Origin of the sequence: Achromobacter sp. Bel (genome assembly GCF_012928505.1) — a bacterium.
Classification (GTDB): Bacteria; Pseudomonadota; Gammaproteobacteria; order Burkholderiales; family Burkholderiaceae_B; genus Achromobacter.
Map to the genome: position 1 here is coordinate 57,787 of NZ_JABBJN010000029.1, position 26,673 is coordinate 84,459.

Here is a 26,673-nt window from a genome sequence, read left to right on the forward strand (position 1 = left end):
TCGCTCCTTCCATCTAGGTCGAGGCGTGCGCCAGCCCTAATCGCCAGGCACGGCGGTCAGGGCGGCCAGCGCCGCCAGCAAGGCCACGTCGGCGCCGGCTGGCGCGCTTGCCACTGTCATGCGCACCCGTTGTGCCAGGGTGCTGTTGAAGTCGGCCGCAAGATCGGCGCGCACCGTGATCTGCCGACTGGCATTGTCGAGCAGCATGTCGGGCGATATCCCCTCGTCCAGCCGGGCGCCGTTAGCGCGGTGCACGCGAGCGGTGGTAATCACCAGCGCGCCTTGGTTGGCGGGCAGTGGCAGCACGGTCTGGATCGTGCCCGCGCCCATGGTCTTCGTGCCGATCAGCAAGGCCCGCCCGTGGTCCTGGAGGGCGGCGGCCACGATCTCCGCGCCAGCACCGGTACGGTGATTGACGAGCACCACCACCGGCACGTCATGTGGCACGAGAGGGTCTCGGGCACGCAGGGACCGGGAATCGGCCGGGGTGCGGCCGCCCAGGCTGCCGATCGCGGATCCTTCGGGCAATATCAGGCCCGCGACGTGTTCGGCCACGTCGAGCAATCCGCCGACGTTGCCGCGCAGGTCCAGCACCAAGCCCGCCAGTGGCGCGACGGCGCGCGCGGACACTGCGTCGAGCGCGTCGCGCAGTTGGCCACCGGTTTTGCTGTCGAAGGCGGAAATCCGGATCACCGCGACCGCGCCGTCCCGCTCCCAACGCACCGTGGGTGGCGCCTGCACCGGCCCGCGCACGGGCTGCACCATGATCGTATCCGCCGTGCCCGGCCGCTGTAGCGTGAGCGTGGTGCGAGTGCCAGGCGTGCCGCGCAGCAACGCGACCGCTTCGGGCAGCGGTAGCCCCGCGGTGGCACGACCGTCCACTTGGGTCACGATGTCGCCGATCTGGATACCCGCCCGTTCGCCGGGGCTGCCGGGCAGAGGGCGCACGACCGTCAGGGCGCCGTCCCGGATCGACAGTTCGAGGCCCACCGACGCTGGCGGTGGTGCCAATTCGGCGCGGGTGGCCACACGGCTATGGGCGTCCAGACCCGCCATCATGCCGCGCAGGGTCGCGCTCAGTGCCGTCTGGCGCGACGCGCCGTCGGCAAAACGCAGGACCTCGTCGGCCAGGAGGCGGGTCTGCGGGGTGATGCCCTGGGTCTGGTGGCCGACCAGGACGGCCCGTTCAATCGCTGCCTGGTGTGAGGGTTCGTCGGCGCCGGGCAGTGCCTTGAGCTCGCGCAGGCCGTGCACCACCAGTGTGCGAGAGTCGAGCGGATCGACGTACCGGTCCACGATCTGGGTCATGGCGGCCGCGATCGTGGCTTCGACCTCTTGGCGCGCCATGGCGGCCGCAAGAGGCGCCTGCACGACGGCGCCCGCCAGCGCCACGGCACACAGCGACCGCCGCATCGCGGAACCGCGCCCGGCCAACAATTACTGCACCTTCACGCGCGCCGCCGCGCCGGGACGCGGTTTGAACCCGGGCACAGTCCAGCAGGAGAGGTGCGCTTGCGGCCTTGGTAACAAGGCGGTCCGGAGGGCCCAAGTCGGGAGGGCAAAAAGAAGTCTTGTCATTCTGCGGAATGAGGCGCGGACGCCCGAACTTTTGCGTGCGCCGATCTTAGCAGCCGGGGCCTTTGTCCGTCCGTTACAGGTGCGACAGAACGAACGCGCCACCCGCCCGCGCCGGCGCCACTACGAATGGCATCTTCCTGGCAAGCGCTGTTGCTTTGCCGATCGACTTCGATCCTAGACCGTCCCACGCGGTCTGGGAGCCACGGGAGGGCATGCCGATTCAGCCAACCGTACCTGTATCAATTCCAGCAGCGCGCGAACGCGCGCCGTCACGGAATGGCGATGGCTGTATGCCCCCAGCAATTGCAGGGGGGCGGGGCACAGGTCCAGTGGCACCTCGTGCAATCGGCCCGTAGCAAGATCTTCCTGGCAGGGATAGGCCGCCACAATCGCGAAGCCGATGCCTTGGCGTGCGCCTGCCACGGCCAACTCTCCGCTGTTGACCCGGTAGCGGCTGCGTACCGGCACCTTGACGATTTCGCCTGCGGCGTCCTGAAACTGCCAGGGCTGGCCCTTCAGCGCACTGAGGGTAGTGATACAGGGCAGAGATTTCAGCTCGCGAACGTGGCGCGGCATGCCGGTCCTGGCCAGCAAGGAGGGCGCAGCAACCACGATGCTGGGCAGTGTGGCGAGTTCGCGGGTGATGAAGGCACTGTCCTCCTGATGGCCCCGGTGGAAGACGATAGAAAGGTCAACGTCCTCTCGAAGCGCTTCCAGTCCGGTCATCCGGGTATCGCATTCCAGTTCGATGCCTGGATGGAGGCTACAGAATTCGGCGAGGATGGGAGCCAGCAGCCGTGGCGCTTCGCCGGGCATGCACATTTTCAAAGGACCACGCAGTTCGCGCTGTACCGCCCCAAGCTCTTCCTGCGTGGAGAGCAGCGCGTCAAGCAAGGGCTTGGCGCGTTCGTAGAGCAGTCGACCGGCTTCCGTCATACGCAGATGGCGGGTGCTTCGTTCCAGCAGGCGTGTGCCGAGTTTTCGTTCCAGTGCCGCAACGTGGCGGCTGACGTTGGATGAGGGGATAGCCAAAAGGCGCGATGCGCCGGCAAAGCTCTGCTCATCAACCACGGCGGTATAGACGCGAACGGTATTCAGATCGAGTGCATCGCGCATTGATTATCCCGCTTGAGGTATGAAAGTGTCCCATTTTTGCATGGTAGTTCTCTGGTGTGGCGAAATCTAAGATGCCATCTTGTTCGATGCGAGGCGGTGTGCCCCGCATCGAGCACCGTATGGACAGGAGAGATTCAGCGTGGAAATTGGAATACTTGGCGGCGGCATCGCGGGCCTGAGCGTGGCATTGGCTTTGCGCAAGCAGGGTTACCACCCTCGGGTCTATGAGCGCCGGAGGGAGCCGGCAACGATGGGGGCCGGCGTGACGCTTTGGCCTAATGCCAGCTTTGTGCTGGAAGAACTGGGGCTGTTGCAAGACATCGACGCCATTGGCGGTCGACCGCTGGCAATGCACCGCCAGGATGCGGTGGGCAATGCATTGGGAGGCCTCGATATTGCCTTGCTGGACCGGACGATGGGATACCCGACCTACACGGTGCTACGCCGGGACTTGCAGGCGGTGGTACTGGATCATGTCGTCCGGGCCGGGATACCGGTGGAGTTCGGACACCGGGCGGCGGGTATCGAGCTGGATGCCCATGGCAGGGCAGTGGCCCATTTCGAGAATGGTGCAAACATCCGCCCGGATCTGCTCATTGGCGCTGACGGCCGCATGGATTCCGTGGCTCGCAAGTTCGTCGCGGGTGACAACACACCTGTCTATCAGGGCTTCGTGAACTGGATTGGCGTAGCGCAGGGGCAGCATGCGCTGGTGGACGATATTTCGATTCAGGATTTCTGGGGGGCGGGCGAGCGCTTTGGTTGCGTCGCGATTCGACCCCAACTGGTGTATTGGGCTGCCGCCCAGGCTCGGCCCCTATCTGAAGCCATACCGACTGCGGATATACGCAAGGAGGTCGAAGATCTGTTCGCGGGATGGCCCGAACCGGTCGCGCAAATTATTCGTGCAACGCCCGCAAATGCCGTCCGGTTGATTGCGGTGCATGACCTGGAGCCGCTGCATACCTGGAATCGGGCGAATGTCCTGCTGGTTGGGGATGCCGCGCACGCGCCGTTGCCGACGTCGGGACAAGGGGCTTGCCAGGCGTTGGAGGATGCCTGGCATTTGGTCCGGTGCCTGGATGGCGCAAGCGGCAACCTGGATGAGACCTTTCGGGCGTTCACGGAGATCCGCAGCCCCAAAACTGCAAAGCTGGCGGAGCAAGGGCGGGTCTTCGCTCGTGGGCTATTCGCCACCGATCCTGAAGCCTGTCGCCTGCGCAACGAGCGGGCCAAGGCGTCCGATCCCGTGCGTGACGTGCAGGTCTTGACCGCAGGCTGGGGGCAGGGCCTGCCAATGCCAGGCTGTCGCGACAGCACGCCAGCGCAAGAGGGGGGCTTCGGCAGCCTGTACCGTACTGAATGACGTGCGCGGGATGTGCCTCATCAGGTGTGATGCAAACTCGAACGGCGGCATCGGGGCGGAAACGGGTTTGGTGTTCGGATCGGGGCGCAGCTCAGGCACTCGCCAGTTCCGGCGTGACAGGACGAAATGGCGCGATTCTCCGTGACGCCACGGGCTCATCGGCCGGCCGACAACCTTGCAAGCGGAACACCCCGACGGCCCCCAGCAATTGGGCGGCCTGCGCTTGCAATGCCGTGGAGGCGTTTGCGGCCTTCGCGACAAGTTCCGCGGTTTGCCGAGTGAGTTCGTCCATCTTGGCCACCACCCGATTCACTTCCTCGATATCCGTGCTTTGAACGCGGCCGGCATCGCCAATTTGGCCGACGATACAGGCGACCTCGTCAATACTGGAAACGACTTCACGGATCATGCTTGCGGCCTCGTCAGCCTGACGGAATCCATTGTTGGTCTTCTCCAATGAATCCTGGATAAGGCCTCGAATCTCGCGTGCCGCACCGGCGCTGCGTTGGGCCAGCGCGCGTACTTCGGAAGCAACCACCGCAAAACCCTTGCCGCTTTCACCCGCGCGGGCCGCCTCCACCGCTGCGTTCAAGGCCAGGATGTTGGTCTGAAACGCGATACTGTCAATCACACCGATGATTTCAGAGATCCTTTGCGCTTCCTGCTGGATTTCTCCCATCGCGGTCGCCACGCCAGCGACTGCCGTGCTTCCCGAGCCGACAATCTGGCGTGCCTGCCCCGTCAGTTGCTGGGCCTGCAGGGCATGGGCAGCGTTGCCTTGGACATTGGCTGCCAAGTCGCGCATCGACGCCACGGTCTGCTCCAGCGAATCGGACTGGGTGCGTGAGCGCTCCTCCAGCTCAAGGTTGTCCTGCATCATGTCGCGAGCAGCCGCCGACAACGTCGTCGCCGTCGCTTGAACTTCACTCATGGTCCGATGCACCGCGTCCATGGTGGTCTGGAAAGTGCGGCCGACGCCGCTTTCCATGTCCAAGCCGCCGAATCGCAGGTCGAAGATCCCTGGCTCCCGTCCGATGTGTGCGCTAAGCCGCGCCAGTTCTTCGGCGGCGACTGCTGCGCGCTCCATCCTCCAGGCCAGCCAACCCAACGCCACAGCCTGCACTACCACATAGGCTGCATGCAAAAGCACCATGCCCATGCTGGGCTCCGTAAAACAGAACGCACCATATCCCCACTGCTGTAAAAAATTGAAGGACAGGTGATGCACCGCGATAACCAGGGCCGCGCACAGAATGGTGCGCCAGTCCCGATATGCCAGTAGCAAAGAGAGCATTACGAAGATGCCGAAGTGGATTTCGGTCATGCCCGACATGAGGTGGATGTGTAGCCCCGCAAAGACCATCAGTGCGCACGCGATGGCCAAGCGCGTGCAGAGTTTGCCGGGGCGCCAGAGGATCAGGAGCGTGGGCAGGCCAGCCGCCATTGCGCCGACCGTGGCAGCGGCGGCCCACCGGCCATACTGCGGCGCCATGCACAGGCTGACGACAAATAACATCCAGAGCAACGGCAACATCGCACGGTCGGTCCGGCGATACGAGTCTTCCAGCAAACGGTCTGCGGTACGCATTGGCTGATCCTTCGGCAGAGGGGCGCGCGAGAGACGGCGCAATGCTAATTTTGATATATAAATAACTAATTGTGAATATTTATTCCAATTTATTTGACTCTGTCCGGGGGATGGGGGCGCCCGGCGTCCAGCTGGCCGAGCGGCGGAAGTCCGCGGCCCGCATCGCGCGCTACGGGCGCGATCACCACCTGGCCTGAATCGCTTAACAATCTTTGACGTGCAAGTTCTGACAGTTGCGACACACTGTAATCTTTTCCAACACATACGCGGTTTACAGGCTGGCGGCGGACACAGGACCAAGCGCCGGGGGGAAGGGCTATCGCCCTGATGGCTCTGCGCTCTCGTCCGACCTTTTCCACGTACTCACCCATCTATGCCTGTAACCCTGCTCGAATGGTCTGTGCCCGCGGCTATCCTGTTGTGCGCCATCGGACTTGGCGGCGCGCGTTTCCTTGGCTTCGACACGCTCAGGTGGGCCGGCGCCCTGGGTTCCCTGGGCACTGGCTATGCCTTCATGCTCGTACAGGCCAGCGAGCTTTCCCCGTATAAACAAGTCGTCGAGGACGCTTTCATTCTGGGCGGCGTCATGTTGGCTTGTCGCGCACTTCAGAGCCGTCGCCGCAGGCAGCCGCCTCCTTACATTGATGTTGCGATCCTGCTGGCCTCCACGGCAATGGTAATCGTCTCAATCGTGCTGTTTGCCAGCGTAAAGCTGGAAACGTTCTTCGTTCAGGCCTGTTGCGCGCTCGTGATCTGGCGGACCACGTTCTCCTTTTCAAGGCAGGTCGTTACGACGTCGGACAAGGTGCTTGCCGCCGCATTCCTCTTTATCGCCCTGGTCTTGACGGGTCAATGCATCTTGTACCTTGCCGCTCCGACACCTTATCTCCCACTGGGGGAATGGCGCACTTCCGTCTGGGGGACTTTGATCCAGTACACGGGGCTACTTGGGAGCATTGTCCTGACCTTCGCAGTCTTCATGGCGACAAGCTACGACGCCATCGAGAGATACCGTCACCAAGCCCACACCGACGCCTTGACCGGGCTGCTGAACCGGCGGGGTCTCGATAGCCTGCTGGCCTCCGTTTCCAGGCGCCCCTTTCCGGATGCGGCAGTGCCGACCGCGCTGATCATGGCCGATATCGACAATTTCAAACGCATTAATGATGTCTTCGGCCACGCGTTTGGCGACAGGGTGCTCGCGCGCTTTGGCGCTTTGCTCCGGTCAGAAGCAGACGGCCACATTTGCGCTGCCCGGCTGGGAGGGGAAGAGTTCCTATTGCTGCTGCCCGCGGAAAATCTGGAGGCCGCCGCCGCAACCGCCGAGCAGATCCGTACGAATTTCTTCGCGCAGCGCTGGGCCCCGCACGCACCCAACTCGTGTTTCACGGCCAGTATGGGGGTGACCCTTGTACAAGCGGGAGAACCTGTCGCCAGCGCGATGAAGCGAGCAGACGACTTGCTCTACGAGGCGAAACGACGAGGCCGGAATTGCACGGTGGCGAGTGCAGCGGCCGATGACCCCGTACATGGCCTGTCCGAAAAGTCGTGTCAGGCTACGATTTTGGTGGCGAAACCGTAGCCTGACACCCGATCTCCGAGGACGAGGGGGTTGTCGCCGATCACCACCATCAGCAGACCGAATGGAGGACGAACCGGTCCATCTCGCCTTCAGGCAGGTAGGGCTCGGCCCGCAAGGTCACGGTGCGCCCCGCGAAACGCTCATCGGCCTCATCCAGCATGCGCACGCCGGTAATCGGATCGGCGATGCAGAAGCCCTCCACCGACATGGCAAGATTGTCGAAGGCCGCCTCTGTGGCGGCGTAGCGCCCGGGGCCGCCGTTCAAGCGTTCCAGCAACGCCAACGCCTCCAGCGCGCCAAGCGACAGTATGTCCTTGCCATCAAGAAATAGCGGACGCTGATTCTGAGCCGGCATGATTTCGGCCAGGCGCTCCGCCTGGTATCCCAGTATGAGGCCCGGATTACCGCGCGTTTCGGTCACGCTGTCAGCGGAAGGGCCGCTTTGCGTATAGACGCTGATGAACGCCTGCTTTTCCTCGTCGCTCATCGCGTCGCCGAACTTCTCCAGCGTGTCACGCAGGAGATCATCCGAGACTCTATTATTGCCACGCCCGGTAACGGCGCCGTACGTGCCGGACAGCGCATTCACCTGCGCCGCGGACATGCCGAATTTGAGTTGCCCCAGCCCCTTGCCGGGAAAAACAGTCCAGTCGCTTTCTGCAGCCATCTCAATCCCTACGTAGTCATTAACCGGCATGGCACGGCCCGAGGCTTCCGCCCCCCCTTTGCAGCAGGGGTAGACCCAACCGTCGAGCCACCCAGCCGCCACTCTTTTGTCCGGAAATAATGTGGGCAGTTCACGAATTTCCCCGTACCCACACACGTCGACGAAGCCCGATGTCCATCCTGTATTTGTAGCCTCACACCATGCTCCGTACCGTCAGTAGCGGATGCGTTCGTGGCTAGGAATGGTGTCCAGTATAGTTATCGGATGAAATTATTAGCTATCTCCGGTAGTGCAAGAGTTGCATCTACCAACACCGCTTTGCTCACGGCTTTGCAACACATAGCTCCCCCTGATTTAGAGATTGAAGTCTTTCATCAGATTGCGGAATTTCCGGTCTTTTCACCGGACTTGGAAGGAGATCTGACTCCTGAGAGCGTGCGTGCGTTTGTCCAGAAAGTGCAAGCAGCAGAAGGACTGTTGATTTCCAGCCCCGAATATGTGCGTTCCATTCCCGGCGGCCTCAAAAATGCAATAGATTGGCTCATTTCGGGGGAGCAGATTGTTCAAAAACCTATAGCGCTCGTTCATGCGTCACATCGGGGTGACGACATGCTGGAAGATATGCGACGGGTTCTCGCTACAGTCAGTTCAAATTTTAATAGTGGTCTATTTCTTCGCTTGCCACTGATGAAGGAGACAACGGAGTCCATACGGGAAATCGTAAATGGCCCGGATGTGCATCCTGAGGCTACGAAATTCCTTCTTGAATTCCGTGAGTTTTGCCTGTTCGCTCGCGGAGAGTGATCGGCCGCTCAGCGTCGAAAGCTGCCGCTCGACGGTGGCGGCTCGCGGCCAGGAACGGTCGTTTGGCATCGAAGCCGCCGATCGCCCCTGGCCAGGCGTTCAGGCCGTCAAGAAGCGCGTGACTTCGGCCCAATCATTAGTCGACAGGGCGACGTCCTCGTAGTCGCCGGCTTCCTCGTCGTAGCGCGAAACGCAGAAGCGCTGGCTCCTGCCGGATTCGCGGTCGGCATAGTTGGCGTAGTCGATATACACTTTCAAACCGCGCTCCTTGTTCTCGAAAGAAGGCGCTGCATCGATGTAGCTCGACGCGTCGAAATACCCTTCGGGCAGGGGCGGCAGGGTGGTTATGTCGAAGTCGGGAAATTCCCGACGCAGTCGTTCAAGGTTCATAAGGGAAGCATATGGAGGCAGGAGACCTGACATTTTACGTCGCTCCGTGCCAGCCGCCACGATGTCCCTTTGCTGCTCCGCACCAGCGTGCGTTTTCTCGGCATTCCACTACCAGCGCAACGTCCGCGCCGTACGCCACGCCAACACCCACACCCCCGCCGCCGCAACGCCCAGCGCGGTCAGCATCCAGGCCTGACCCGCCGTATCCATCAGCACGCCGGCCGCCAGCGGCAGCAGGATGCGCGTCAGCGAAAACACGCTGGACTGGATGCCGTAGTCCAGCGCCTGCAAGCCGGGACGGGCATGCGACATCATCAGGCTGAACCGCCGCCGGCGATGGCGCCCAGGCACAGCGCCATGGACCGGATGCCGCCTGCCCAGGCGCGGCTGGTCGCGGGCAGGACCCGGATCGCCAGCGCGTTGACCGGCACGTCGGCCCATGTGCCGGCCAGGGCTGCGGCCGCGGCCAAGGCGAACAGCACGCGCCCGTCGTCCAGCAAGTCGCGCCACCCCAACGCGCACAGCACCGCCGCATACGCCGACAACAGGCCGACCGCCCAGACGCGATAGTTGCCACGCGGCCGTGCGGGGCGGTCCAGGGGCAGGGCGAAGAGGAACTTGAATACGGTGGGCAGGCTGGCCAGCTGGAACAAGCCGATGGCCGTGCCGGACCAGCCGTGGTGGCGCAGCACCAGCGGCAGGCCCAGCCACAGGTACACGCCCGACCGTGACCTGACCGTGCAGTACCTGTGCCTGGCCACGGGCTTGAACGAATTCAAGTTGAAGGAGGGGTTCCGCAAGCTCTATGGGACCAGTCCGCACCGGCTGCTGACGGAACTACGGATGCGCCGGGCGTGGGAACTGTTGGAAACCGGTTGCCAGGTGGCGCAGGCCGCGTATCGCGTGGGCTACCGGCATCCCGCCAATTTCAGTGCCGCGTTCACGCGCTTCCATGGCCGCGCGCCGAAGTCCGTGTTCGGCAAGCGGCGCCGCTGATGTCGGGCCAGGCTTACCGCGTGGCGTGCGCCGCGCGGCGCCGGGACACGCTCTCCCAGACGGCCACCCCCATCATGATCAGCGTGGTCAGGCCGCCCACCATCAGGTTGTCGGTCACGTAAGACACGGGCGCCAGCACGGCCAGCAGCACGAGGCCAATCACATGCGACAGCGGGAAGCGGGCGTATACCACCGTCTTGTAGATGCCGTTGCCCAGCAGGTAGAGCGCGGGGCCGCCGATCAGCGCCGCTGCCGCCGGGGTGGCGATGCGGCCGTCGGGATGCAGGATGACGAGTTCATTGGCCACCGCCGACACGATCACGCCGGCAATCAGGATCACGTGCACGTAGTGGAAATACGCGCCGATGCGGCCGGGATCCGAGGAATGCACGATGGCTTCGCTGCCGTCCTTGCTGCTGGTGTCGAAATACACCCACCACATCGCCGCGGTGCCCAGGAAGGCCACCAGCAGCGCGATCAGCGTGGGGGCGTCCCAGTGCGGGTGTTCGCCCAGCGTGGCGCCGGTGATCAGCAGGGTTTCGCCCAGCGCCACGATCACGAACAACTGGCACCGTTCCGCCAAATGGCCGCCTTCGATCGTCCAGTCGCTGGTGTAAGAGCGCCCCATGCCGGGCAGGCGGAAGCCGAACATCGGCGAGATGTACTCGCACGCCACGGCCAGGATCCACAGTGCCAGCCGCGCCTCGCCCGAGGCCAGGCCGCCCGCGATCCACAGCACGGCGGAAATACAGAGCCAGCCCAGCATGCGCCGGAAATTGTCCGCCAGGGGATGGTTCGGCCCCAGATGCAGCACGATGAACACGGTGCGCCCGACCTGCAGCATTGCATAGCAGACGGCAAAGATCAGGCCGTTGTCGCCAAAGGCTCCGGGCAAGACCGCGGCCGCGATCAGGCCCACCAGCATCACCGCGAACAGCATGATCCGCATGGGGATGGCGTCGGGATCGAACCAGTTGGTGACCCAGCACGTGTACTGCCACCCCAGCCAGACCGCGAACCACAGTACCAGCGTATGCACCGCGCCCATCAGCGTCAGGTCGTGCAGCAGGCTGTGCGACAGCTGCGTCACGGCAAAGACGTAGACCAGGTCGAAGAACAGTTCCACATAAGTGACGCGGGCTTCGTGGCCGTCTCGGCGGCGTAGCAGCGTGGCGCTGGCAAGGAAGTTCATGGCGGGCGCGTCCGGTAGGGGGGGGCGCTGCCAGATTACTGCAAGGCGCAAGCGGTGCAATGTCAATGATTCAAAAGGGTCGCCCGGCGTCGCGCGGACGCCACGTTGGGTGACGCTCGGACGCTCCCGGCCTTAATGGGTCAGCCGGCCGCCGCTGACCATCCAGCGCGTCCCGAACCGGTCCACCAGCGCCCCATACGCCTCGGCCCAGAACGTCTTTTGCAACGGCATGGTCACATTGCCGCCATCGGACAATTGCTCGAACACCCGTTGCGCGTCCGAGACAGTGGGGTAGGCCAGCGACAACGCCATGCCTTTCTTGCCGGGATAGGGATGCCCGGCGGTGGCGTCGCTGCCCATCAGGGTCTGCTCGTCCAGCGCCAGCCGCGCGTACATGATGCGTTCGGCGTCTTCGGCCGACAGGGTGGGCATGGACGCGTCGGGCGGGGCGTCGGCGTAGCGGATCATGGCTTCGATCCGGCCGCCCAGCACGCGCTCGTAGAAATGCAGGGCGTCGGCGCAGTTGCCGTCGAAGCTGAGGTAGGCGGAGAGTTGGGGCATGATGTCTTCCTGGTTGGGCGGGGCAGGTGCCGGGGCAGCCGTTGCCGATCTATGATGGAAGGCCAGACCCGTGATACTGAGAGGAGCCCGGCCATGCAACAAGGTAGCTGCCACTGTGGACAGATCCGATTTGAAGTCGATGGCGATGTGTCGCAGGTTCTGGAGTGCAACTGTACGCACTGTAGCCGCAAAGGCTATTTGTTGTGGTTCGTGCCGCGCGCGCAGTTGCGCATCACGTCGCCCACGCAAAGCCTGTCGACGTACAAATTCAACAAGCACGTGATTGCGCACCATTTTTGCGCCCATTGTGGTTGCGCGCCGTTTGGTTTCGGGGCCAGCCCCAAGGGTGAAGAGACCGCGGCGGTGAACGTGCGATGCCTGGAAACCGTGGACATCAATGCGTTGACGCGCATTCCCTACGATGGCCGCAATGTGTGAAATCCAGATTCTGACCCCTGATCACTCTAAAGGAACCTGCGCATGAGCACGGTCAAATTGCTGTCGGACGACGAGGTCCGCGAAAGCCCCGAGGCGTGGGCGGTATTCGAAGACATCCGCGCCACCCGGAAATCCGATTTCGTGAACAATTTCTGGCGCGCGCTGGCCAACGATCCGGCGCAGTTGCAGCGCGTCTGGGCGCAATTGAAGCAGGTGATGATGGCGGAAGGCGAACTGTCGCCGCTGGTGCGTGAAATGATCTACATCGCCGTGTCTACGGCCAACGGATGCTCGTATTGTGTGCATTCGCACACGGCGGCGGCCAAGGCCAAGGGCATGACCGGCGGCCAGCATGCTGAACTGCTGTCGGTGATCGGCATGGCGGCGCAAACCAACGCGATGGTGACCGCCATGCAGGTGCCGGTGGACGCCGCTTTCGAGGTCAATTAGGAGACAGCCATGGCGCTGATCCCGCTGTTCCCCCTATCCAACGCGCTGTTTCCCGCCGGCGTGCTGCACCTGCGGATTTTCGAGGTGCGTTATCTGGATATGATCCGCCGCTGCATCGCGGACGGCAGCGAGTTTGGCGTGGTGGGATTGCTGGCGGGCAGCGAGGTCCGTTCGCCGGAAGGCGTCGAGACCCTTGCACCGGTGGGCACGATGGCGCGCATCGCCGCATGGGACGCGCCGATGCCGGCGTTGCTGCAGGTGCGGTGCATCGGCACCAGCCGTTTCCGGCTGCTTTCCAGCGAGGTGGCAAAATACGGCCTTTGGATGGGCACCACCGAGCCCATCGCCGACGACCCGCCCACACCCGTGCCGGGGGCCATGCAGACCAGCGCTGATGCACTGGGCCGGCTGGTGGCGCAATGGCAGCAGGACGGCGTGCCGGCCGACCGGATGCCGCTGGCGCCGCCGTATCGGCTGGACGACTGCGGCTGGGTGGCGGACCGCTGGTGCGAGCTGCTGCCGCTGCCGCCGGACGACAAGGCCCGGCTGCTGGGCCTGACCGACCCGGTGGCGCGGCTGGCGGCCATTCAGGACCTGCTGCGCGGCCAAGGGCTGGCATAGCGGGTCGCCGGTGGAAACGCCGGGCGAGTAACCTTTTTGGACATCATGGATATCAGGATTGACGAGGGCCTGCGCGCCTATATTGACCCCTTGACCGAAGACGAGCACGAGGCGCTGGAACGCAGCCTGCTGGCCGAGGGCTGCCGCGACGCGCTGGTGCTGTGGGGCGACCTGCTGGTGGACGGGCACAACCGCTACGCCATCTGTCAGAAGCACGGCATCGAATTCCAGACCCGCCAGAACACCACGTTCAAGTCGATCGAAGACGTGCATCTGTGGATGATCGAAAACCATCTGGGCCGGCGCAGCGTGTCGGACTTCCAGCGGGGCGTGCTGGCGTTGCGCAAGAAAGAGATTCTGCTGGCGCGCACGCCTCCCGAAGGCAGTGCGCCGCCCGAGGCCGGGTCGGCTGACACCGCATCGTCCGACGGTTCGCCGCCTTGGGACGAGGATGCTTCGGGCGCCGCTGCGTCGGGTGCCGACGGCGCGCCGCGACTGCCCCCGAACATCTCCTGGACGCCGCCCGTGCCCAGCCGCCAAGCGCTGGCGCGTGCGGCGCGCATCAGCAGCAATACGCTGGGCCAGATCGAGAAGATCCAGAAAGACGCCGCCCCGGAACTGGTGCGCGCGGTGAAATCGGGCGCGATTTCGATCAACGCCGCGGCTGCGGTGGCGTCATTGCCGCCCGAGCGCCAGGCGGCGGCCGTGGCTGGCGGCAAGAAAGAACTGCAGCAGGCCGCGCGCGAAGTGCGCCAGGCCAAGGCGCCGCCGCCCCGCGAAGCCCCGCCCGAGGTGCCGATTGAAAGCATCGCCGACCTTCCCGCGGAAGTGGCGCGGCTGCGCGGCGTGCTGGCGCGTTTGACGGACGAGCGCGACCAATTGAAGAAGAAGGTGATGCACCTGACGATCGCGCTGTCGGAAGCCCGCAACGGGGGCAGCGCGGGCGACGATTAAGGCGGAATACCGGATGGGAGCGCGAATATGGGATAACCCTTATTCGCGCCAAAAAAGGTGTCGGACTACAAGAAAAAAGGTGTCGGACTACAACGCTTTTTCGGAGGGGAACGTGAGCACCCCTTATGCCTGTGGCGAGTTCCCTTGCCGGATCAACTTGAAAATCATGTAACGGCTGCGACTGCGAGCAGGTGATTCGAAAAGCTGACTTCGGTTTCGCATCGCCAAGTTGCCCATAACTTGCACCCCTCGGCCGAGCCCATGTCCAACTCCAGGGCCAGCCAGTTGCGCGCTGCCATGACATGTTTGTCGTGCCCAGGGAAAGGCATCACTTCCGCAACGTACTGCACGTCGATGTTTTGAGCTTGCTTGGCATTGTTGTTCAACCAGGAGAGAAACAGCCGCTCCATCACACCCATGAGCGAAGGATGAACCACGGCGGACGACGTGAACTGGTGGATCTGGGACCACGTCTCTGTTGCAGGCAGGTCCTTGCGGTAGGCCGTGCCCCAGACTGCAACGTGCACGTCGCCCGACACTAGGGACACACGGATCTTCTTGTCGCGCGCCAATTGGGAAAACACTTCCAGGAGGCGTTTGCGCTCACCTTCGTGGTCGTCGTGGGACCAGTGGTCCTTCAAGTCGTCGGCATTGCTGTCCGTGACGTGGTCTTGCCCGAACTTGTCCATCAGCAACTCGGCCAGGGGCAGTTTGGGGTGCACTACGGGCACCGAGGACATGAGCAGAAGATGCTGGCAAGCACTCTTGGGTTGTGCGCCCGCGTTGCCGGATTCCAGGCTGTCGGTCCAATGCTTGATTTGGCCCCACGTGTCCGAGCCCATCACCTGCGTCCGCGAGCGTTCCGTGCGCAGATCGGCCGCCATGATGGCCATCGGCCCGATGGCGTACGCGAAAGTGAATCCCGGCTGGCCGTCCAGCAGGGGCAGCGCCAACGCATCCTTGGCGAGTACCTGACTCCACACGATGGGCTTGAGCAGCGGGTCTTGTCGGGAAAAACCCGCGGGCGTCGTGTCTTCCTGTTGGGGCAGGTCGTCCAGCGCATGCTGCATCTGAAACACCCAGAAGGCGCGTCGGGCGTGGCGGAACATCGTCTGAAAGAGTGGGCTGTTCTGCATCTCGCAGCTGTACGAACCCCAGCCGTCGAAGATGTCGTGGTCGTCCCACATCATGACGGTCGGCATCGACGCCATCGCCGCGCTCGCATCTAGCGTGGCCGTTGGCGACGACCAGGGCTTGCGCTCGCTGGGCAGCCAGCGTTGCTTGTACAGTCCGAAGTAGTAGGCCTCGATCTCGCGGTCCAGCGCCTTGGTGACCTTGAACTCCAATTGCGCCTGCCGAGGCAAGGCCACCCACCGGCGCAGCGCCTTAACGTCTTCCCAGATCGAGTCGAAGTAGATCTGGTCGCCTCCCATGAGCATGAGATGAAAGCGCTGCAGGCCCTTGTCATGGATGCGCTTCTCATGCCACAACTGCTCTTTGTCCAGCAGCTTGGTTTCGCCTGCACCCTGTTCTTTTCGCAGTTCGCGGTCGTGGCTGTAGAGCAGGTCTTCCCACACCGCGTCCGACGTCCGGATGAGCTTTCGCATCACGGCCGGGTCCGAAAACCCATTGCACGACACATAGGCCATGCGCGGCGCGAAATCCTTGCCGGGTACCGTCATCCGCCACGTCAATCCCCCTGAAATACCGTAACTTACGGTGCGCTCGTTCTTCAAGACCTTGCAGGACAGGTCGTAGCGCAGATAGCGTTCGCCGTTGATGGCCAACAGCTCCTTTGGCGCGGCGCAAGCCTTGCCGTCGACCTCCAGTGCAGGCGTGACGGCGCCCGCCTTGAGGCCCACCAGCGCGCTTACTTTCCAGACGTCACCTTTTCCGATACCACGGAACGACAACACAGGCCCCAGTAGCAGATCTTTTTCATTCATGATCAGCCTCCTCAGCTAGTCATTTCTTTCGCTACTACCTTGACGATCCGGGTGCGAGCAATTCACGCCGCCTCCCACAACGCCGCTGTCAGACCCAGCAACAGCAGCATCGCCGACCCGATGAACCATCGCACGGTTTTCCGGTATTCATCCTCGGCCTCATCCTCCAAACGCAAGGCGCGGTAAAGCGCAATTATCTGCAGCAGGCTGGCGAGCAACAAGGACACGCCTGGCAGCACGGACAGCGCGCTCCAATCGCCCGGCGCGTCCAAGCCCCAGTAGCGCAGGAAACCCAGCGAAAAGCCCAGCAATACCGTGATGGCCGTAATCAATCCCGCCCGATAGCCCTGGGGCAGTGCGCGTGGCCCGTGGCTGCGGGTCCGTGCCAAGTCGTCGTCTGGCGTTTCCGGTGTCATCATTGAGATACTCCGCACTGAGTACGCTACGGCCTACCCGCTACCGGTTGATGTGGGAGCGAAAACTGAACTCCTGCTGTCACGCGGGGTCAGGTTGAATTGATTATGGCTGATATCACCGCGCACGGTGGCTGTTGAATCCCCCGTGTTGCAGCCCTGTGCCTTGTCGCCTTGCTTGCCGGCTGATCGTCGACCGGTTCAACGTACGATGCTCTCCTCCCGACAGTGGGCGGGCGGGGGCGCAGCGTCAATGGCAGTGCCCAAGCACGAATAAGGGATAACCCTTAAATCTAAAATGTACGAATAAAATTCCTGAATCATCGGGAATTTATATCGTTTTGAGGAACCCCCCCTGGGGCCTTGTAATGCGTGTTCGCTTAACGCCGTTCACGCATTTACACAGACTTCCTCATGAATCCCATCGGATACCGCATTCTTCCCCGTTCCGGCCCGGCCGTCGCCGCCGACGTGCTGGCCGGCTTCGCCGCCATCGGCTCGGCCCAGATCAGCGACTGCATGAACCGCCTGTACGGCGTCAGCGGGCTGCGTCCGCTGCATGCCTGCAACCAGCGCACGGTGGGCTTGGCGCTCACCGTCAAGACCCGCCCGGGCGATAACCTGATGATCCACAAGGCGATTTCGCTGGGTGGCGCGGGCGACGTGATCGTCGTCGACGGCGCGGGCGATATCAGCAATGCGCTGGTGGGCGAGCTGATGATGATGGATGCGCAGTCGCGCGGGATCGCAGGTTTTGTGATCGACGGCGCGGTGCGCGACCTGGATGTGTTCGCGCAGGGCGAGTTCGGTTGCTATGCGCGGGCCGTGTCGCACAAGGGACCGTACAAGGATGGTCCGGGCGAAATCAATGTGCCGGTGTCGGTGGGCGGCCAGGTGGTCAACCCGGGTGACGTGGTGGTGGGCGATGCCGATGGCGTGGTGGTGATTCCCGCCCAGCATGCCGCGGCCGTGTTGGCTTTGGCGCAGAAGAAGGAAGCCGACGAGGCGGTGGCGAAGGAGAAACTGCGCGCCGGCACCTATACCAAGCCCTGGCTGGAAAAGACCCTGGCCGAGAAGACGGGAGCCGCGAAATGAGCCAAACCCCGCAAACCACCGGCATCGTCGCCGACCGTATCAAGCGCATCAAGCTGTCGCCCAGCGTGGCGGCGCGGGCCATCATTGCGGAACTGCGCGAGCAGGGGCGCCGCATTATCGATCTGACGATCGGGGAGCCGGATTTCTCGACGCCGGAACATATCCGCCTGGCGGCCACCGCGGCGATGAACCGGGGCGAGACCAAGTACCCGCCGGCCCAGGGCACCGTGGCGCTGCGCCGCGCTGCCGCCCAGCATTTGCTGGAAGCCACCGGCGTTGACTATCCGGCAGGGCGCATCATTGTCAGCACGGGCGCCAAGCAGGTGATCTTCAATGGCCTGGCCGCCACGCTGAACGAGGGCGACGAGGTGCTGATCCCCGCGCCGTTCTGGGTGTCGTACCCGGACATGGTGCTGGTCAACGGCGGCACGCCGGTCGCGGTACAGACCTCGCCCGCCACGGATTACAAGGTGACGCCCGAAGCGCTGGAGCGCGCCATCACGCCGCGTACCAAGTGGCTGATGATGAACGCGCCCAGCAACCCGACGGGTTCGGTCTATAGCGCGGACGAGCTGCGCGGCTTGGCGGAGGTGCTCAAGCGCCATCCGCACGTCTGGCTGATGACCGACGACATCTACGCCCGCTTGAACTTCACCGGCGAACCGACGGTGCATCCGTTGCAGGTCGCGCCGGAACTGGCCGCCCGCACGCTGGTGGTCAATGGCGTGTCCAAGGCTTATGCCATGACGGGCTGGCGCATCGGCTACGGCGCAGGTCCCGATGAACTCATCAAGGCGATGGCGATCCTGCAATCGCAAAGCACATCGGGCGCATCGTCCGTGAGTCAGGCGGCAGCGCTGGAGGCCTTGTCGGGTCCGCAGGACTGCGTGGCCGAGTTTGCCCGCGTGTTCCGCGAACGCCGCGACCTGGCAATCGCCGAATTGTCCGGCACGCCGGGCCTGGACATCGTCGTGCCGCAGGGCGCGTTCTATGTGTTTCCGGACTGCTCGGGCCTGTTGGGCAAGAAGACGCCGGCGGGCGACCTGATCGCGACCGATACCGACCTGACGCACTATCTGCTGCGTGAAGCGGGCGTTGCCGTGATCGACGGCCATGCCTATGGCGCGCCGGGCACGTTCAGGTTGTCGTTCGCGGCTTCGATGGACGATATCAAGCAGGGCTGCTCGGCTATCCGGGAAGCTTGCGCCAAGCTGGCCTGAGGCCGGGATAAGCAGTCAGTTCACCATACAACCATACAAGGGGAATCAACCATGAAACGCCACACTCTCTTCGCAGCCTGCCTGGGCCTGGCCACCTTGGCGCTGGGCGCCGCCGCCCAGGCTGATCAGGTCGATGACATCAAGGCGCGCGGCGAACTCGTCTGCGGCACGCTCGGCACCTCGCAGCCGTTCAGCTTCCAGGACGGCGCCACGCGCCAACTGGTGGGCTACGACGTCGACGTGTGCAAGCTTGTCGCCGACAAGCTGGGCGTGAAGATCAGCTACAAGCTGCTGTCGGTGGCGGCGCGCGTGCCGGAGCTGAACGAAGGCCGCGTGGACATCCTGGCGGCGAATCTGGGCTATTCGCCTGATCGCGCCGAGCAGATCGCTTTCAGCCACGCGTACTACGTCAGCCCGCAAAAGCTGCTGGTGCGCAAGGGGTCGGGGCTGGATTCGGTGGAAGCGCTGAACGGCCGCCGTATCGGCGCCACCAAGGGGTCCAGTTCAGAGCGTGAGATCAAACGCATCCTGAACAAGTCGCAGGTCATCGGCTACGGCGACAGCTCGGCCACCTATCTGGCCTTGCAGCAGAAGAAGGTGGACGCGCAGTTCGCCTCGGAACTGGTGCTGGCGCGCCTGGTGCTGCAAAGCCCGCCGACCGCGCCCGTCAGCGTGATCGCCAAGTCGGTGTTCGACGAACCCTGGGGCTTGGGCGTGCGCAAGTCGGAACCGCGTTTCCTGCAGACGGTGAACCAGGCGCTGGACGAAGCGGAAAGCTCGGGTGCTGCCGCCAAGTTGTTCGACAAGTGGTTCGGCCCCGAAACGCCGTACAAGCTGGAACGCGGCTTCAAGATCGGTCCCATCGCCGGCTGAAAGACCGCTGACCCCAGCGCGGCCCGCATGTCTCCGTCACGGTTTCCGGCATCCCCCCAGGTGGGCGGCCGGAACCCGTGACGTTTGGCGTGGGCCGCGCGATAGCAGGAGATTGATTGCTTTATGAGCCTACTTGACGCTTCCCAATACCAGCTGCTGGCCAGCGGCATGGTGGTCACCGTGCAGCTGTTTCTGGTTGCCTGGGTGATGGCCTTCACGATCGCGGTGACGCTGGTCGTAGTGCGCGCCACCAACCTGGCGCCGTGCCGCTGGGTGGTCGACGCCTACGTGGAATACCACCGCAACGTGCCGCTGCTGGTGCAGGTGCTGTTCTGGTATTTCGGCATGCCTGAACTGCTGCCCGAGGGCTTTCGCATGTGGCTGTACGAGCACAACGCCGAGATGTCGCTGGCGGCGATCGCGCTGGCGCTGGGGTCGGCCGCCTACATCGCGGAAGACATCCGCAGCGGGCTGCGCGCCATTCCCGGCACGCAGTTCGAGGCGGCCCGTGCGCTGGGCGCCAGCTATCTGCAATGCATGCGCTTCGTGATCGTGCCGCAGGCAGTGCGCATCTCGATTCCGCCGCTGGTGGGCCGCGCGCTGCTGCTGTTCAAGAACACCAGCGTGGCCATGGCGATCGGCGTGATGGAACTGACCTACCAGGCCCGCGAGATCGAAAACGAGACCTACCGCACCTTCGCCACCTTCGGCGCGGCGACGATCATGTACCTGCTGGGATCGTTCCTGATCATGGCGATCGGATCGCGCATCTATGCCCGTTATCGTCTGAATCGCGGAGGCCACGGTGCTTGATCTGCTCTTGCAATACTGGCCCACGCTGCTGGTCGGCCAATACCCCAACGGCCCGCTGGGCGGACTGGTCCTCACGCTGATCCTGGCGGCGCTTGGCCTGGCGATGTCGATGCCGCTGGCGTTGTTGGTCGCGCTGGCCCGGGTCAGCCCGTTCGGCTGGCTGCGCGTGGCCAGCAAGGCGCTGGTCAACGTGGTGCGCGGCATGCCGCTCCTGATGCTGATCTTTTGGGCCTACTTCGTGGTGCCGAAACTGACCGGCCAGGTCGTCAGCGGTTTCTGGACGTTGATCTTCGCGTTGGTGGTCTATGAAAGCGCGTACCTGTCGGAAGTGATCCGTTCGGGCATCGAGGCGGTGCCGCGCGGCCAGATCGAGGCGTCGCGCTCGCTGGGCGTGGGCTACTGGACGACGATGCGCAAAGTGGTCTTGCCGCAGGCGCTCTTTAACGTGCTGCCCAGCATGACCAGCCAGTTCGTGTCGACCATCAAGGAGACGTCGCTGGGCTATGTCATCAGCGTCAACGAACTGACCTTCGCGGCCAACCAGGTCAACAACCTGGTGCTGACCCAGCCGTTGCAGGTGTTCGGCATCCTGGCCATCATCTATTTCCTGGTGTGCTTCAGCCTGAGCCGCGGTTTGAGCTGGCTGGACCTGCGTATCCGCCGCTCGCGCGCCATGGCTTAAAGCAAGGACAAAACATGATCAATCTTGAAAAAGTGAACAAGTGGTACGGCGCGCATCACGTGCTGAAGGACGTGGACCTGTCGGTGGCGCGCGGCGAAGTGCTGGTGGTGTGCGGGCCGTCGGGGTCCGGCAAGTCCACCATGATCCGCACGATCAACCGCCTGGAACCCATCGAGAAAGGCCGCATCCTGATCGACGGCGCGGACATCTACGCCAAGGGCGCCAACCTGAACGCGCTGCGCCAGAAGATTGGCTTTGTGTTCCAGCAGTTCAACCTGTTCCCGCACATGAGCGTGCTGGAAAACGTGATCTTCGCGCCTGTGAACATCCGCAAGCAGTCCCGCAAGGAATCCGTGGAGCTGGCGAAAGGCCTGCTGGAACGCGTGGGCCTGGAGCACAAGATCGACGCCTATCCGGGCGCCTTGTCGGGCGGGCAGCAGCAGCGGGTGGCGATCGCCCGGGCGCTGGCCCTGCAACCGCCGGTGATGCTGTTCGACGAGCCGACCAGCGCGCTGGACCCCGAGATGGTGGGCGAGGTGCTGCAGGTGATGAAGGGCCTGGCCAAGGACGGCATGACGATGGTGTGCGTGACCCACGAAATGGGGTTCGCGCGGGACGTCTGCGACCGGGTCGTTTTCATGGATGGCGGCGAGATCCTGGAAATGGATACGCCCGAGCGCTTCTTCAGCGCGCCGTCCCATCCGCGCGCGCAGCGCTTCCTGGCCGACATCCTGCATCCGCGCGGCTGAGGCTGCGGCGGGCGGCAGGGCGGCGATGGTAAGGTTGGGGGTTCCCATGCGTTTCGGATCGACTGCCGCGATGTACACCCTTAAACAGCTAGAGGCTTTCTACTGGAGCTCCGAATTGGGCAGCTTCAGCGCGTCGTCCCGCAAACTGCACACGACGCAGTCGGCGGTGGCCAAGCGGGTGGGCGAACTTGAAGCCTTCGCCGGGTCGCCGCTGTTCGAGCGGCGCGCCAAGAAGCTCGCGATGACGCCGCAGGGCCGCAAGCTGTTCGAATTGGCGCGCGAAATGCTGGACCTGAACAGCCGCATCGTGCAGAACATGGCCGACCCGGCCAGTTTCGAAGGCGTGCTGCGGCTGGGCGTGACCGAACTGGTGGGCATGACCTGGCTGGCGCGGCTGATCAACCAGATCAGCCAGCGCTATCCGCGCGTGCAGTTGATGCCCGAGATCGACGGCGGCATCACGCTGTACGAAAGGCTGGAGCAAGACCAGATAGACCTGGCCATCATGCCGGGGCCGTTCTGGAGCTATCAGTACGATTGCACCCATCTGGGCGCCGTCACCAATGTGTGGATGGCCAGTCCCGCGCTGGACATCGATTTCGCGGCCCGCCTGACGCCGCAGGATCTGGCGCCGTATCCGGTGATATCGCAGCCCACGAATTCGGCCTTGTCGCATCTGTACGACGCGTGGTTCGCGGAGCAAGGCTTGCCCGTCAAGCGCGTGCTGACCTGCAACAGCCTGGGAATGATGGCGCAGTTGACGATGCTGGGGCTGGGCATCAGTTATTTGCCCGGCGCGTATTTCGCGCCGCTGGTCGAGCGCGGCGCGCTATGCCAGTTGAAGGTGCGGCCGGATCTGCCCACGATCAATTATTACGCCGTGCATAAGAAGAATATCGTCAACCCGATCGTGTCGCGGGTGATCGATATCGCGCGCGAAGAATGCGCGTTTGAGGTGGCGGGGGCGTTCCTGCCCCATGTGCCGCCGGCCGCAATGCGGCGGGAAGCGTAGGCGGCAGGCCGGCGGGCGCCGGCCCCAAGGCGGGCTTAACCGCAGCGGATCGCCGTCATGACGTCCTTGTCGTCCACGATCAGGTTCAGGCGGGTCGCGTTGTATTCCATGGTGACAAGCTGGCCGGGGCGCAGGATGCGCGCGGTCGAGCTGCCGCTGCGCGTGCGCAGGTCTTCCATGACCGATTGGGTGGCTTTCTGGCCGATCTGCGATTGCAGGGCGCCGGCATCGCACGTCTTGCCGCTGGTGGCGCCGGGAATGTTTGACGACGATCCATACGAGGATCCGCCGTAGGTGGCGCCACCGGACGACCCCGATGAGCTTGACGCGCTGGAGGAGCTGGAGGCTGCCGGCGCGCTGCTGGACGAGGACGACGTCCCGGTGTTGGCGCATGCGCTCAGGCTGGCAACCAGAAGGAAAGGGATCAGCTTGCGGATCATGTAAAGCTCCTTACAACTACGCGACAAAAAAGCCATGATAGACCAGCCGGGGCGACCTGTGATCAGGAGCCGTGGGGCGCTTGCATGCCGGGCAGCATGGGCAGCCGGTCGGCCAGGAACTGGATCAGCAGGCGGGCGCGCAATGCCTGGTAGCGGCGCGAGGGGTAGATCAGGAAAGCTTCCTGGGGCGGGCCGTTCCATTTGGGCAAGACGCGCAGCAATTGCCCGTCGGCCACCAGGTCCTGAACCAACCAGGCGGGGCACAGGCCCACCCCGGCTCCCGCCGCCAGCGTTTCACGGATGGCCAGGGCGTTGTTGACGCGGTACCGCCCCTGGGTTTGGACACTGGCGCGCGCGGTGCCCTGGTGCAGCTCCAGGGTGTCGCCGGCCGGCAGCCATGCGAATCGGACGTAATCGTGGGCGGCCAGGTCGTCCGGCGTGCGAGGCTTTCCATGACGGGCCAGGTAGGACGGCGCCGCGACCAGAAGGCGCGGCGACAGGGCAACTTTGCGGGCAACGGCGTTGGGCGGCAGGTCGCCGCCCAGGCGCAGGGCCACGTCCACGCCTTCTTCCACCAGGTCGACGAAACGGTCGTTCAGGATCAATTCGACCTGGATGTCAGGATAGGCGTCCAGGAAATCCCGGATCAGCGCATTCAGCCGGAACTGCCCTAGCGCGACGGGGGCGTTCACGCGCAGGAAACCGGCGGGTTGCTCGGTCTGGCCGCGCGCGTCGGCCACGGCTTCGGCGTATTCCTCCAGCACGCGGTTGGCGCGTTCGTAGAAGCGTTTGCCTTGTTCTGTGGGTACGACGCGCGTTGTGCTGCGTTCCAGCAGGCGCACGTTCAGGTCTTTCTCGAGCGCCGCGACGATCTTGCTGAGCGCGGGCTGCGTCAACCCCTGTTCGCGGGCGGCGGCGGACAAGGTGCCCAGTTCCACGGCGCGGACGAAGGCCCGCATGGCGCGCAAGGTATCCATCGGCGTGGTATTCCATTTTGGAAGAAGTGGTATGCATTGTAGAGGTCTACCCGTGCCAATGGGAAGAACCTATCGTGGCGGCATCGCGGTGCCAACCGCTTCCCCTCTCCAGGAGATCCCATGAAGTCCGCCATGAACCCTCATGCTTTTTTCCGCGCCGCCAGCCTGGCGGCTGCCGGCCTTGTCTGGATGCCGTCCGCCACGCAGGCGGGGGCGCCGGCGCCGCACGCTGCCTGGGTCAGTTCATGGTCCGCCAGCCCGCAACCGTTATGGGAGGCATCGTTCGTCCTGCCTACCGGCATGCCGGCGCAAGTGGCGGACCAGACGCTGCGCGAGACCGTCAAGATCAGCCTGGGCGGCAAGCGCCTGCGCGTGGTGCTGTCCAACCGTTACGGCACGCAGCCATTGGTGGTCGGCGCCGCCCGCGTGGCGAAGGCGGGGGCGGGGGCGGGGGCGGCCATTGACCGGGCGTCGGATCGGGCGTTGCGCTTCGGCGGCCAGCCAGGCGTGACGGTCGCGGCCGGCGCCCAGGTGGTCAGCGACCCGGTGGACCTGCCCGTGGCCGCGTTGAGCGAGCTGGCCGTCAGTACCTATTTTCCGCAGGCGACTCCCGTCGCGACGTTCCATTGGGGCGCCCAGCAAAATGCGGCACTTGCGCCGGGCGATGCCACCGGCGCGCCGGATCTGCCAGGCGCCGCCGTATTGCAGGGGCGTGCTTTCCTGGCCGGGGTGTGGGTGGAAAGCGCGGCCGACACGCCGGTCGTGGTGGCGTTCGGGGATTCGTTGACCGACGGCAACGGGTCAACACCCGGCGCCAACCGGCGTTGGCCCGATGTCCTGGCGCGCCGGCTGGCGCCGCAGGGCGTGGGCGTCGTCAATGCAGGCATTTCCGGCGCCCGGGTGTGGGGCGACAAGATGGGCGCGAATGCGATGGCGCGCTTCGAGGCGGATGTGTTGGCGCAACCCGGCGTGCGGACGGTGGTGGTGCTGATGGGCATCAACGATATCGGCTGGCCGGACAGCGGCTTCGCGCCCGGCGATGCGCCCATGACCGCGGCCCGGCTGGTGGAGGGTTACCGGCAATTGGCCGAGGCAGCCCGTGCCCGCCACGTGCGCATCGTGGGGGCCACCCTCGCGCCCTATGAAGGGTCGTTGCACGGCACGCCGCTTGCCGGCCATTACAGCCTGGCCAAGGATGCGGTGCGGCGCGAGGTGAATCAGTGGATCCGCGACAGCGGCGTGTTCGACGCGGTGGTGGACATGGACGCCGTGCTGCGTGACCCGGCACACCCCGCGCGCCTGTTGCCGGCCTACGATTCGGGGGACCACCTGCATCCCGGCGATGCGGGATATCAGGCGATGGCGCGGGCGCTGGATGACGGCATCCTGTTCGGCCGGTGAACCGCATGCGGCCGCCTGCGGCCCGTCAATGGAAGTTGCGGCTATGCGTGGCCAGCCCGCCCAGCAGGTCGGACAAGTCCACCAGCCGCTGTGCGATCAGGTGGCGCACGCCGTCCACGCTTTGCCAGGCGCCATAGACGCCCAGCAGCTTGGCGCCCAGCAGTTCGCGGCGCTGGCGTTCGATCAGTTCCGGCCGCACGACCACGTTGACAGGGCCGGTCTCGTCTTCCAGTGTCACGAAAATCACGCCCTTGGAGGTTTGCGGCCGCTGGCGCACGGTGACGATGCCGCAGGCGCGCGCCACGCGCTTGTCGGGGTAGCGGTTCAGGACCTCGGCCGGCTGGAAATTGCGGGCCGCCAATTGGTCGCGCAGCAGCGCCACCGGGTGGCTATGCAGGGTCAGCCCCACGCTGCGGTAATCGGCCGCGACCGTCTGGCTTTCCGACGGCGCCTGCAATTGTGGAGCCTGGGTTTCCTCGATAGCGGCGTCGCGCAGCAAGTCGCGGCTTTGCACGCTGGCGGCGGCTTCCCAACTGGCTTGGCGCCGATGGCCCGCCAGGGTGCGCAACGCATCGCCCGCAGCCAGCGCGTTCAGGTCATGGCGGTTGAGCGCGGCGCGCCGGGCCAGGTCGCCGGTGTCGGCGAAGGGGGACTGCGCGCGCGCGTCCTCGATGCGCCGGGCGGCGTCTTCCCGCATGCCCTGAATCAGGCTCAGGCCCAGGCGGACGGCGGGGCGCCGGGCGTCGGGG

29 protein-coding genes and 1 pseudogene are annotated in these 26,673 nt (G+C 64.3%); 16 read left to right on the forward strand and 14 right to left on the reverse strand.

Annotation, left to right across the window (positions count from 1 at the left end; all coding sequences use genetic code 11):
- Positions 1-36: 36 nt before the first annotated feature.
- Together HG262_RS18595 and HG262_RS18600 are read right to left on the reverse strand one after the other, a co-directional pair.
- Positions 37-1,437 (reverse strand): S41 family peptidase, encoded by a 1,401-nt coding sequence (locus HG262_RS18595; RefSeq protein ID WP_169272417.1) that lies wholly within the window; start codon positions 1,435-1,437, stop codon positions 37-39.
- Between the two features lie 315 nt (positions 1,438-1,752).
- Positions 1,753-2,694, reverse strand: a complete 942-nt coding sequence (locus HG262_RS18600; protein ID WP_169272418.1) for a LysR family transcriptional regulator — start codon at positions 2,692-2,694, stop codon at positions 1,753-1,755.
- A gap of 139 nt (positions 2,695-2,833) precedes the next feature.
- Here HG262_RS18600 and HG262_RS18605 point away from each other — a divergent pair, with 139 nt between their 5' ends.
- A complete protein-coding gene (locus HG262_RS18605; RefSeq protein WP_169272419.1) occupies positions 2,834-4,060 on the forward strand; it encodes an FAD-dependent monooxygenase in 1,227 nt (408 codons plus the stop codon).
- A gap of 91 nt (positions 4,061-4,151) precedes the next feature.
- On the opposite strand, the gene HG262_RS18610 is transcribed toward HG262_RS18605, so the two are convergent.
- Positions 4,152-5,648: a methyl-accepting chemotaxis protein gene (locus tag HG262_RS18610; RefSeq protein ID WP_169272420.1), complete on the reverse strand. Its 1,497-nt coding sequence runs from the start codon at positions 5,646-5,648 to the stop codon at positions 4,152-4,154.
- 373 nt (positions 5,649-6,021) lie between these two features.
- Between HG262_RS18610 and HG262_RS18615 the strand changes: the two genes are divergently transcribed.
- Positions 6,022-7,230 (forward strand): GGDEF domain-containing protein, encoded by a 1,209-nt coding sequence (locus HG262_RS18615; RefSeq protein ID WP_169272421.1) that lies wholly within the window; start codon positions 6,022-6,024, stop codon positions 7,228-7,230.
- A gap of 49 nt (positions 7,231-7,279) precedes the next feature.
- On the opposite strand, the gene HG262_RS18620 is transcribed toward HG262_RS18615, so the two are convergent.
- On the reverse strand, positions 7,280-7,897 hold the full coding sequence (locus HG262_RS18620; RefSeq protein WP_169272422.1) for a hypothetical protein: 618 nt from the start codon (positions 7,895-7,897) through the stop codon (positions 7,280-7,282).
- A 264-nt stretch (positions 7,898-8,161) separates the two neighbouring features.
- Between HG262_RS18620 and HG262_RS18625 the strand changes: the two genes are divergently transcribed.
- Entirely contained in the window at positions 8,162-8,701 is a 540-nt protein-coding gene (locus HG262_RS18625; RefSeq protein ID WP_169272423.1) for an NADPH-dependent FMN reductase, read from the forward strand.
- 99 nt (positions 8,702-8,800) lie between these two features.
- Here the strand turns inward: HG262_RS18625 and HG262_RS18630 are convergent, their stop codons facing one another.
- From HG262_RS18630 to HG262_RS31025, 3 genes are all read right to left on the reverse strand, one after another.
- A complete protein-coding gene (locus HG262_RS18630; RefSeq protein WP_169272424.1) occupies positions 8,801-9,091 on the reverse strand; it encodes a hypothetical protein in 291 nt (96 codons plus the stop codon).
- A gap of 108 nt (positions 9,092-9,199) precedes the next feature.
- Positions 9,200-9,406: a hypothetical protein gene (locus HG262_RS31020; RefSeq protein WP_248293406.1), complete on the reverse strand. Its 207-nt coding sequence runs from the start codon at positions 9,404-9,406 to the stop codon at positions 9,200-9,202.
- Positions 9,406-9,810, reverse strand: coding sequence for a hypothetical protein (locus HG262_RS31025; protein ID WP_248293412.1), 405 nt, complete (start codon positions 9,808-9,810; stop codon positions 9,406-9,408). The genes HG262_RS31020 and HG262_RS31025 overlap by 1 nt, the downstream gene beginning before the upstream one ends.
- 4 nt (positions 9,811-9,814) lie before the next feature.
- On the opposite strand from HG262_RS31025, the pseudogene HG262_RS18640 reads away from it, so the two are divergent.
- Positions 9,815-10,087 (forward strand): annotated as a pseudogene (locus HG262_RS18640) (helix-turn-helix transcriptional regulator); the annotation flags it as partial.
- 13 nt (positions 10,088-10,100) lie between these two features.
- Here the strand turns inward: HG262_RS18640 and HG262_RS18645 are convergent.
- On the reverse strand, positions 10,101-11,279 hold the full coding sequence (locus HG262_RS18645) for a low temperature requirement protein A (protein WP_169272425.1): 1,179 nt from the start codon (positions 11,277-11,279) through the stop codon (positions 10,101-10,103).
- Between the two features lie 132 nt (positions 11,280-11,411).
- A complete protein-coding gene (locus tag HG262_RS18650; protein WP_169272426.1) occupies positions 11,412-11,840 on the reverse strand; it encodes a VOC family protein in 429 nt (142 codons plus the stop codon).
- A gap of 93 nt (positions 11,841-11,933) precedes the next feature.
- On the opposite strand from HG262_RS18650, the gene HG262_RS18655 reads away from it, so the two are divergent.
- Genes HG262_RS18655 through HG262_RS18670 form a run of 4 tightly spaced genes read left to right on the forward strand, consistent with a single transcriptional unit; the run spans position 11,934 to position 14,303 of the window.
- Positions 11,934-12,278, forward strand: coding sequence for a GFA family protein (locus HG262_RS18655; RefSeq protein ID WP_169272427.1), 345 nt, complete (start codon positions 11,934-11,936; stop codon positions 12,276-12,278).
- A 42-nt stretch (positions 12,279-12,320) separates the two neighbouring features.
- The gene (locus HG262_RS18660) at positions 12,321-12,728 is read left to right on the forward strand and encodes a carboxymuconolactone decarboxylase family protein (RefSeq protein WP_169272428.1); all 408 of its coding nucleotides are present in this window, start codon (positions 12,321-12,323) and stop codon (positions 12,726-12,728) included.
- A gap of 9 nt (positions 12,729-12,737) precedes the next feature.
- Positions 12,738-13,349 (forward strand): LON peptidase substrate-binding domain-containing protein, encoded by a 612-nt coding sequence (locus tag HG262_RS18665; RefSeq protein WP_169272429.1) that lies wholly within the window; start codon positions 12,738-12,740, stop codon positions 13,347-13,349.
- 45 nt (positions 13,350-13,394) lie between these two features.
- Entirely contained in the window at positions 13,395-14,303 is a 909-nt protein-coding gene (locus HG262_RS18670) for a hypothetical protein (RefSeq protein ID WP_169272430.1), read from the forward strand.
- A gap of 164 nt (positions 14,304-14,467) precedes the next feature.
- Here HG262_RS18670 and HG262_RS18675 read toward each other — a convergent pair whose 3' ends face one another.
- Complete coding sequence (locus tag HG262_RS18675) at positions 14,468-16,249, reverse strand: alkaline phosphatase family protein (protein ID WP_169272431.1); 1,782 nt, start codon at positions 16,247-16,249, stop codon at positions 14,468-14,470.
- Between the two features lie 62 nt (positions 16,250-16,311).
- The gene (locus HG262_RS18680) at positions 16,312-16,668 is read right to left on the reverse strand and encodes a hypothetical protein (protein ID WP_169272432.1); all 357 of its coding nucleotides are present in this window, start codon (positions 16,666-16,668) and stop codon (positions 16,312-16,314) included.
- Positions 16,669-17,076: 408 nt separating this feature from the next.
- Between HG262_RS18680 and HG262_RS18685 the strand changes: the two genes are divergently transcribed.
- From HG262_RS18685 to HG262_RS18715, 7 genes are all read left to right on the forward strand, one after another.
- A complete protein-coding gene (locus HG262_RS18685; protein ID WP_169272433.1) occupies positions 17,077-17,757 on the forward strand; it encodes an RraA family protein in 681 nt (226 codons plus the stop codon).
- Complete coding sequence (locus HG262_RS18690) at positions 17,754-18,977, forward strand: aminotransferase class I/II-fold pyridoxal phosphate-dependent enzyme (protein WP_169272434.1); 1,224 nt, start codon at positions 17,754-17,756, stop codon at positions 18,975-18,977. Before HG262_RS18685 ends, HG262_RS18690 begins: the two co-directional genes overlap by 4 nt.
- A 51-nt stretch (positions 18,978-19,028) precedes the next feature.
- The gene (locus tag HG262_RS18695; RefSeq protein ID WP_169272435.1) at positions 19,029-19,850 is read left to right on the forward strand and encodes an ABC transporter substrate-binding protein; all 822 of its coding nucleotides are present in this window, start codon (positions 19,029-19,031) and stop codon (positions 19,848-19,850) included.
- Positions 19,851-19,973: 123 nt separating this feature from the next.
- Entirely contained in the window at positions 19,974-20,663 is a 690-nt protein-coding gene (locus tag HG262_RS18700) for an amino acid ABC transporter permease (RefSeq protein WP_169272436.1), read from the forward strand.
- Complete coding sequence (locus HG262_RS18705; protein ID WP_169272437.1) at positions 20,656-21,345, forward strand: amino acid ABC transporter permease; 690 nt, start codon at positions 20,656-20,658, stop codon at positions 21,343-21,345. Before HG262_RS18700 ends, HG262_RS18705 begins: the two co-directional genes overlap by 8 nt.
- A 14-nt stretch (positions 21,346-21,359) precedes the next feature.
- Positions 21,360-22,094: an amino acid ABC transporter ATP-binding protein gene (locus tag HG262_RS18710; protein WP_169272438.1), complete on the forward strand. Its 735-nt coding sequence runs from the start codon at positions 21,360-21,362 to the stop codon at positions 22,092-22,094.
- A gap of 46 nt (positions 22,095-22,140) precedes the next feature.
- The gene (locus tag HG262_RS18715; RefSeq protein WP_248293407.1) at positions 22,141-23,106 is read left to right on the forward strand and encodes a LysR family transcriptional regulator; all 966 of its coding nucleotides are present in this window, start codon (positions 22,141-22,143) and stop codon (positions 23,104-23,106) included.
- Between the two features lie 35 nt (positions 23,107-23,141).
- On the opposite strand, the gene HG262_RS18720 is transcribed toward HG262_RS18715, so the two are convergent.
- Positions 23,142-23,546 carry an I78 family peptidase inhibitor gene (locus tag HG262_RS18720; RefSeq protein WP_169272439.1) on the reverse strand — a complete coding sequence of 135 codons (405 nt, stop codon included), beginning with the start codon at positions 23,544-23,546 and terminating at the stop codon, positions 23,142-23,144.
- 62 nt (positions 23,547-23,608) lie between these two features.
- A complete protein-coding gene (locus HG262_RS18725; protein ID WP_169272440.1) occupies positions 23,609-24,523 on the reverse strand; it encodes a LysR family transcriptional regulator in 915 nt (304 codons plus the stop codon).
- Positions 24,524-24,643: 120 nt separating this feature from the next.
- On the opposite strand from HG262_RS18725, the gene HG262_RS18730 reads away from it, so the two are divergent.
- Entirely contained in the window at positions 24,644-25,924 is a 1,281-nt protein-coding gene (locus HG262_RS18730) for an SGNH/GDSL hydrolase family protein (RefSeq protein ID WP_248293408.1), read from the forward strand.
- Positions 25,925-25,949: 25 nt separating this feature from the next.
- On the opposite strand, the gene HG262_RS18735 is transcribed toward HG262_RS18730, so the two are convergent.
- Positions 25,950-26,673: OB-fold nucleic acid binding domain-containing protein (locus HG262_RS18735; RefSeq protein ID WP_248293409.1), on the reverse strand; the 724-nt coding region annotated here is incomplete at its 5' end.

Excerpts from the sequence above, each read along its gene's own strand:
- HG262_RS18675 (WP_169272431.1), bottom strand. The coding sequence starts at position 16,249 with ATGAATGAAAAAGATCTGCTACTGGGGCCTGTGTTGTCGTTCCGTGGT.
- HG262_RS18600 (WP_169272418.1), bottom strand. The coding sequence starts at position 2,694 with ATGCGCGATGCACTCGATCTGAATACCGTTCGCGTCTATACCGCCGTG.
- HG262_RS18730 (WP_248293408.1), top strand. The coding sequence starts at position 24,644 with ATGAAGTCCGCCATGAACCCTCATGCTTTTTTCCGCGCCGCCAGCCTG.
- HG262_RS18720 (WP_169272439.1), bottom strand. The coding sequence starts at position 23,546 with ATGATCCGCAAGCTGATCCCTTTCCTTCTGGTTGCCAGCCTGAGCGCA.
- HG262_RS18610 (WP_169272420.1), bottom strand. The coding sequence starts at position 5,648 with ATGCGTACCGCAGACCGTTTGCTGGAAGACTCGTATCGCCGGACCGAC.
- HG262_RS18710 (WP_169272438.1), top strand. The coding sequence starts at position 21,360 with ATGATCAATCTTGAAAAAGTGAACAAGTGGTACGGCGCGCATCACGTG.
- HG262_RS18655 (WP_169272427.1), top strand. The coding sequence starts at position 11,934 with ATGCAACAAGGTAGCTGCCACTGTGGACAGATCCGATTTGAAGTCGAT.
- HG262_RS18625 (WP_169272423.1), top strand. The coding sequence starts at position 8,162 with ATGAAATTATTAGCTATCTCCGGTAGTGCAAGAGTTGCATCTACCAAC.
- HG262_RS18615 (WP_169272421.1), top strand. The coding sequence starts at position 6,022 with ATGCCTGTAACCCTGCTCGAATGGTCTGTGCCCGCGGCTATCCTGTTG.
- HG262_RS31020 (WP_248293406.1), bottom strand. The coding sequence starts at position 9,406 with ATGATGTCGCATGCCCGTCCCGGCTTGCAGGCGCTGGACTACGGCATC.
- HG262_RS18660 (WP_169272428.1), top strand. The coding sequence starts at position 12,321 with ATGAGCACGGTCAAATTGCTGTCGGACGACGAGGTCCGCGAAAGCCCC.
- HG262_RS18685 (WP_169272433.1), top strand. The coding sequence starts at position 17,077 with ATGAATCCCATCGGATACCGCATTCTTCCCCGTTCCGGCCCGGCCGTC.
- HG262_RS18620 (WP_169272422.1), bottom strand. The coding sequence starts at position 7,897 with ATGGCTGCAGAAAGCGACTGGACTGTTTTTCCCGGCAAGGGGCTGGGG.
- HG262_RS18700 (WP_169272436.1), top strand. The coding sequence starts at position 19,974 with ATGAGCCTACTTGACGCTTCCCAATACCAGCTGCTGGCCAGCGGCATG.
- HG262_RS18690 (WP_169272434.1), top strand. The coding sequence starts at position 17,754 with ATGAGCCAAACCCCGCAAACCACCGGCATCGTCGCCGACCGTATCAAG.
- HG262_RS18695 (WP_169272435.1), top strand. The coding sequence starts at position 19,029 with ATGAAACGCCACACTCTCTTCGCAGCCTGCCTGGGCCTGGCCACCTTG.
- HG262_RS18645 (WP_169272425.1), bottom strand. The coding sequence starts at position 11,279 with ATGAACTTCCTTGCCAGCGCCACGCTGCTACGCCGCCGAGACGGCCAC.
- HG262_RS18715 (WP_248293407.1), top strand. The coding sequence starts at position 22,141 with ATGCGTTTCGGATCGACTGCCGCGATGTACACCCTTAAACAGCTAGAG.
- HG262_RS18650 (WP_169272426.1), bottom strand. The coding sequence starts at position 11,840 with ATGCCCCAACTCTCCGCCTACCTCAGCTTCGACGGCAACTGCGCCGAC.
- HG262_RS18670 (WP_169272430.1), top strand. The coding sequence starts at position 13,395 with ATGGATATCAGGATTGACGAGGGCCTGCGCGCCTATATTGACCCCTTG.
- HG262_RS18665 (WP_169272429.1), top strand. The coding sequence starts at position 12,738 with ATGGCGCTGATCCCGCTGTTCCCCCTATCCAACGCGCTGTTTCCCGCC.
- HG262_RS18680 (WP_169272432.1), bottom strand. The coding sequence starts at position 16,668 with ATGATGACACCGGAAACGCCAGACGACGACTTGGCACGGACCCGCAGC.
- HG262_RS18630 (WP_169272424.1), bottom strand. The coding sequence starts at position 9,091 with ATGAACCTTGAACGACTGCGTCGGGAATTTCCCGACTTCGACATAACC.
- HG262_RS18725 (WP_169272440.1), bottom strand. The coding sequence starts at position 24,523 with ATGGATACCTTGCGCGCCATGCGGGCCTTCGTCCGCGCCGTGGAACTG.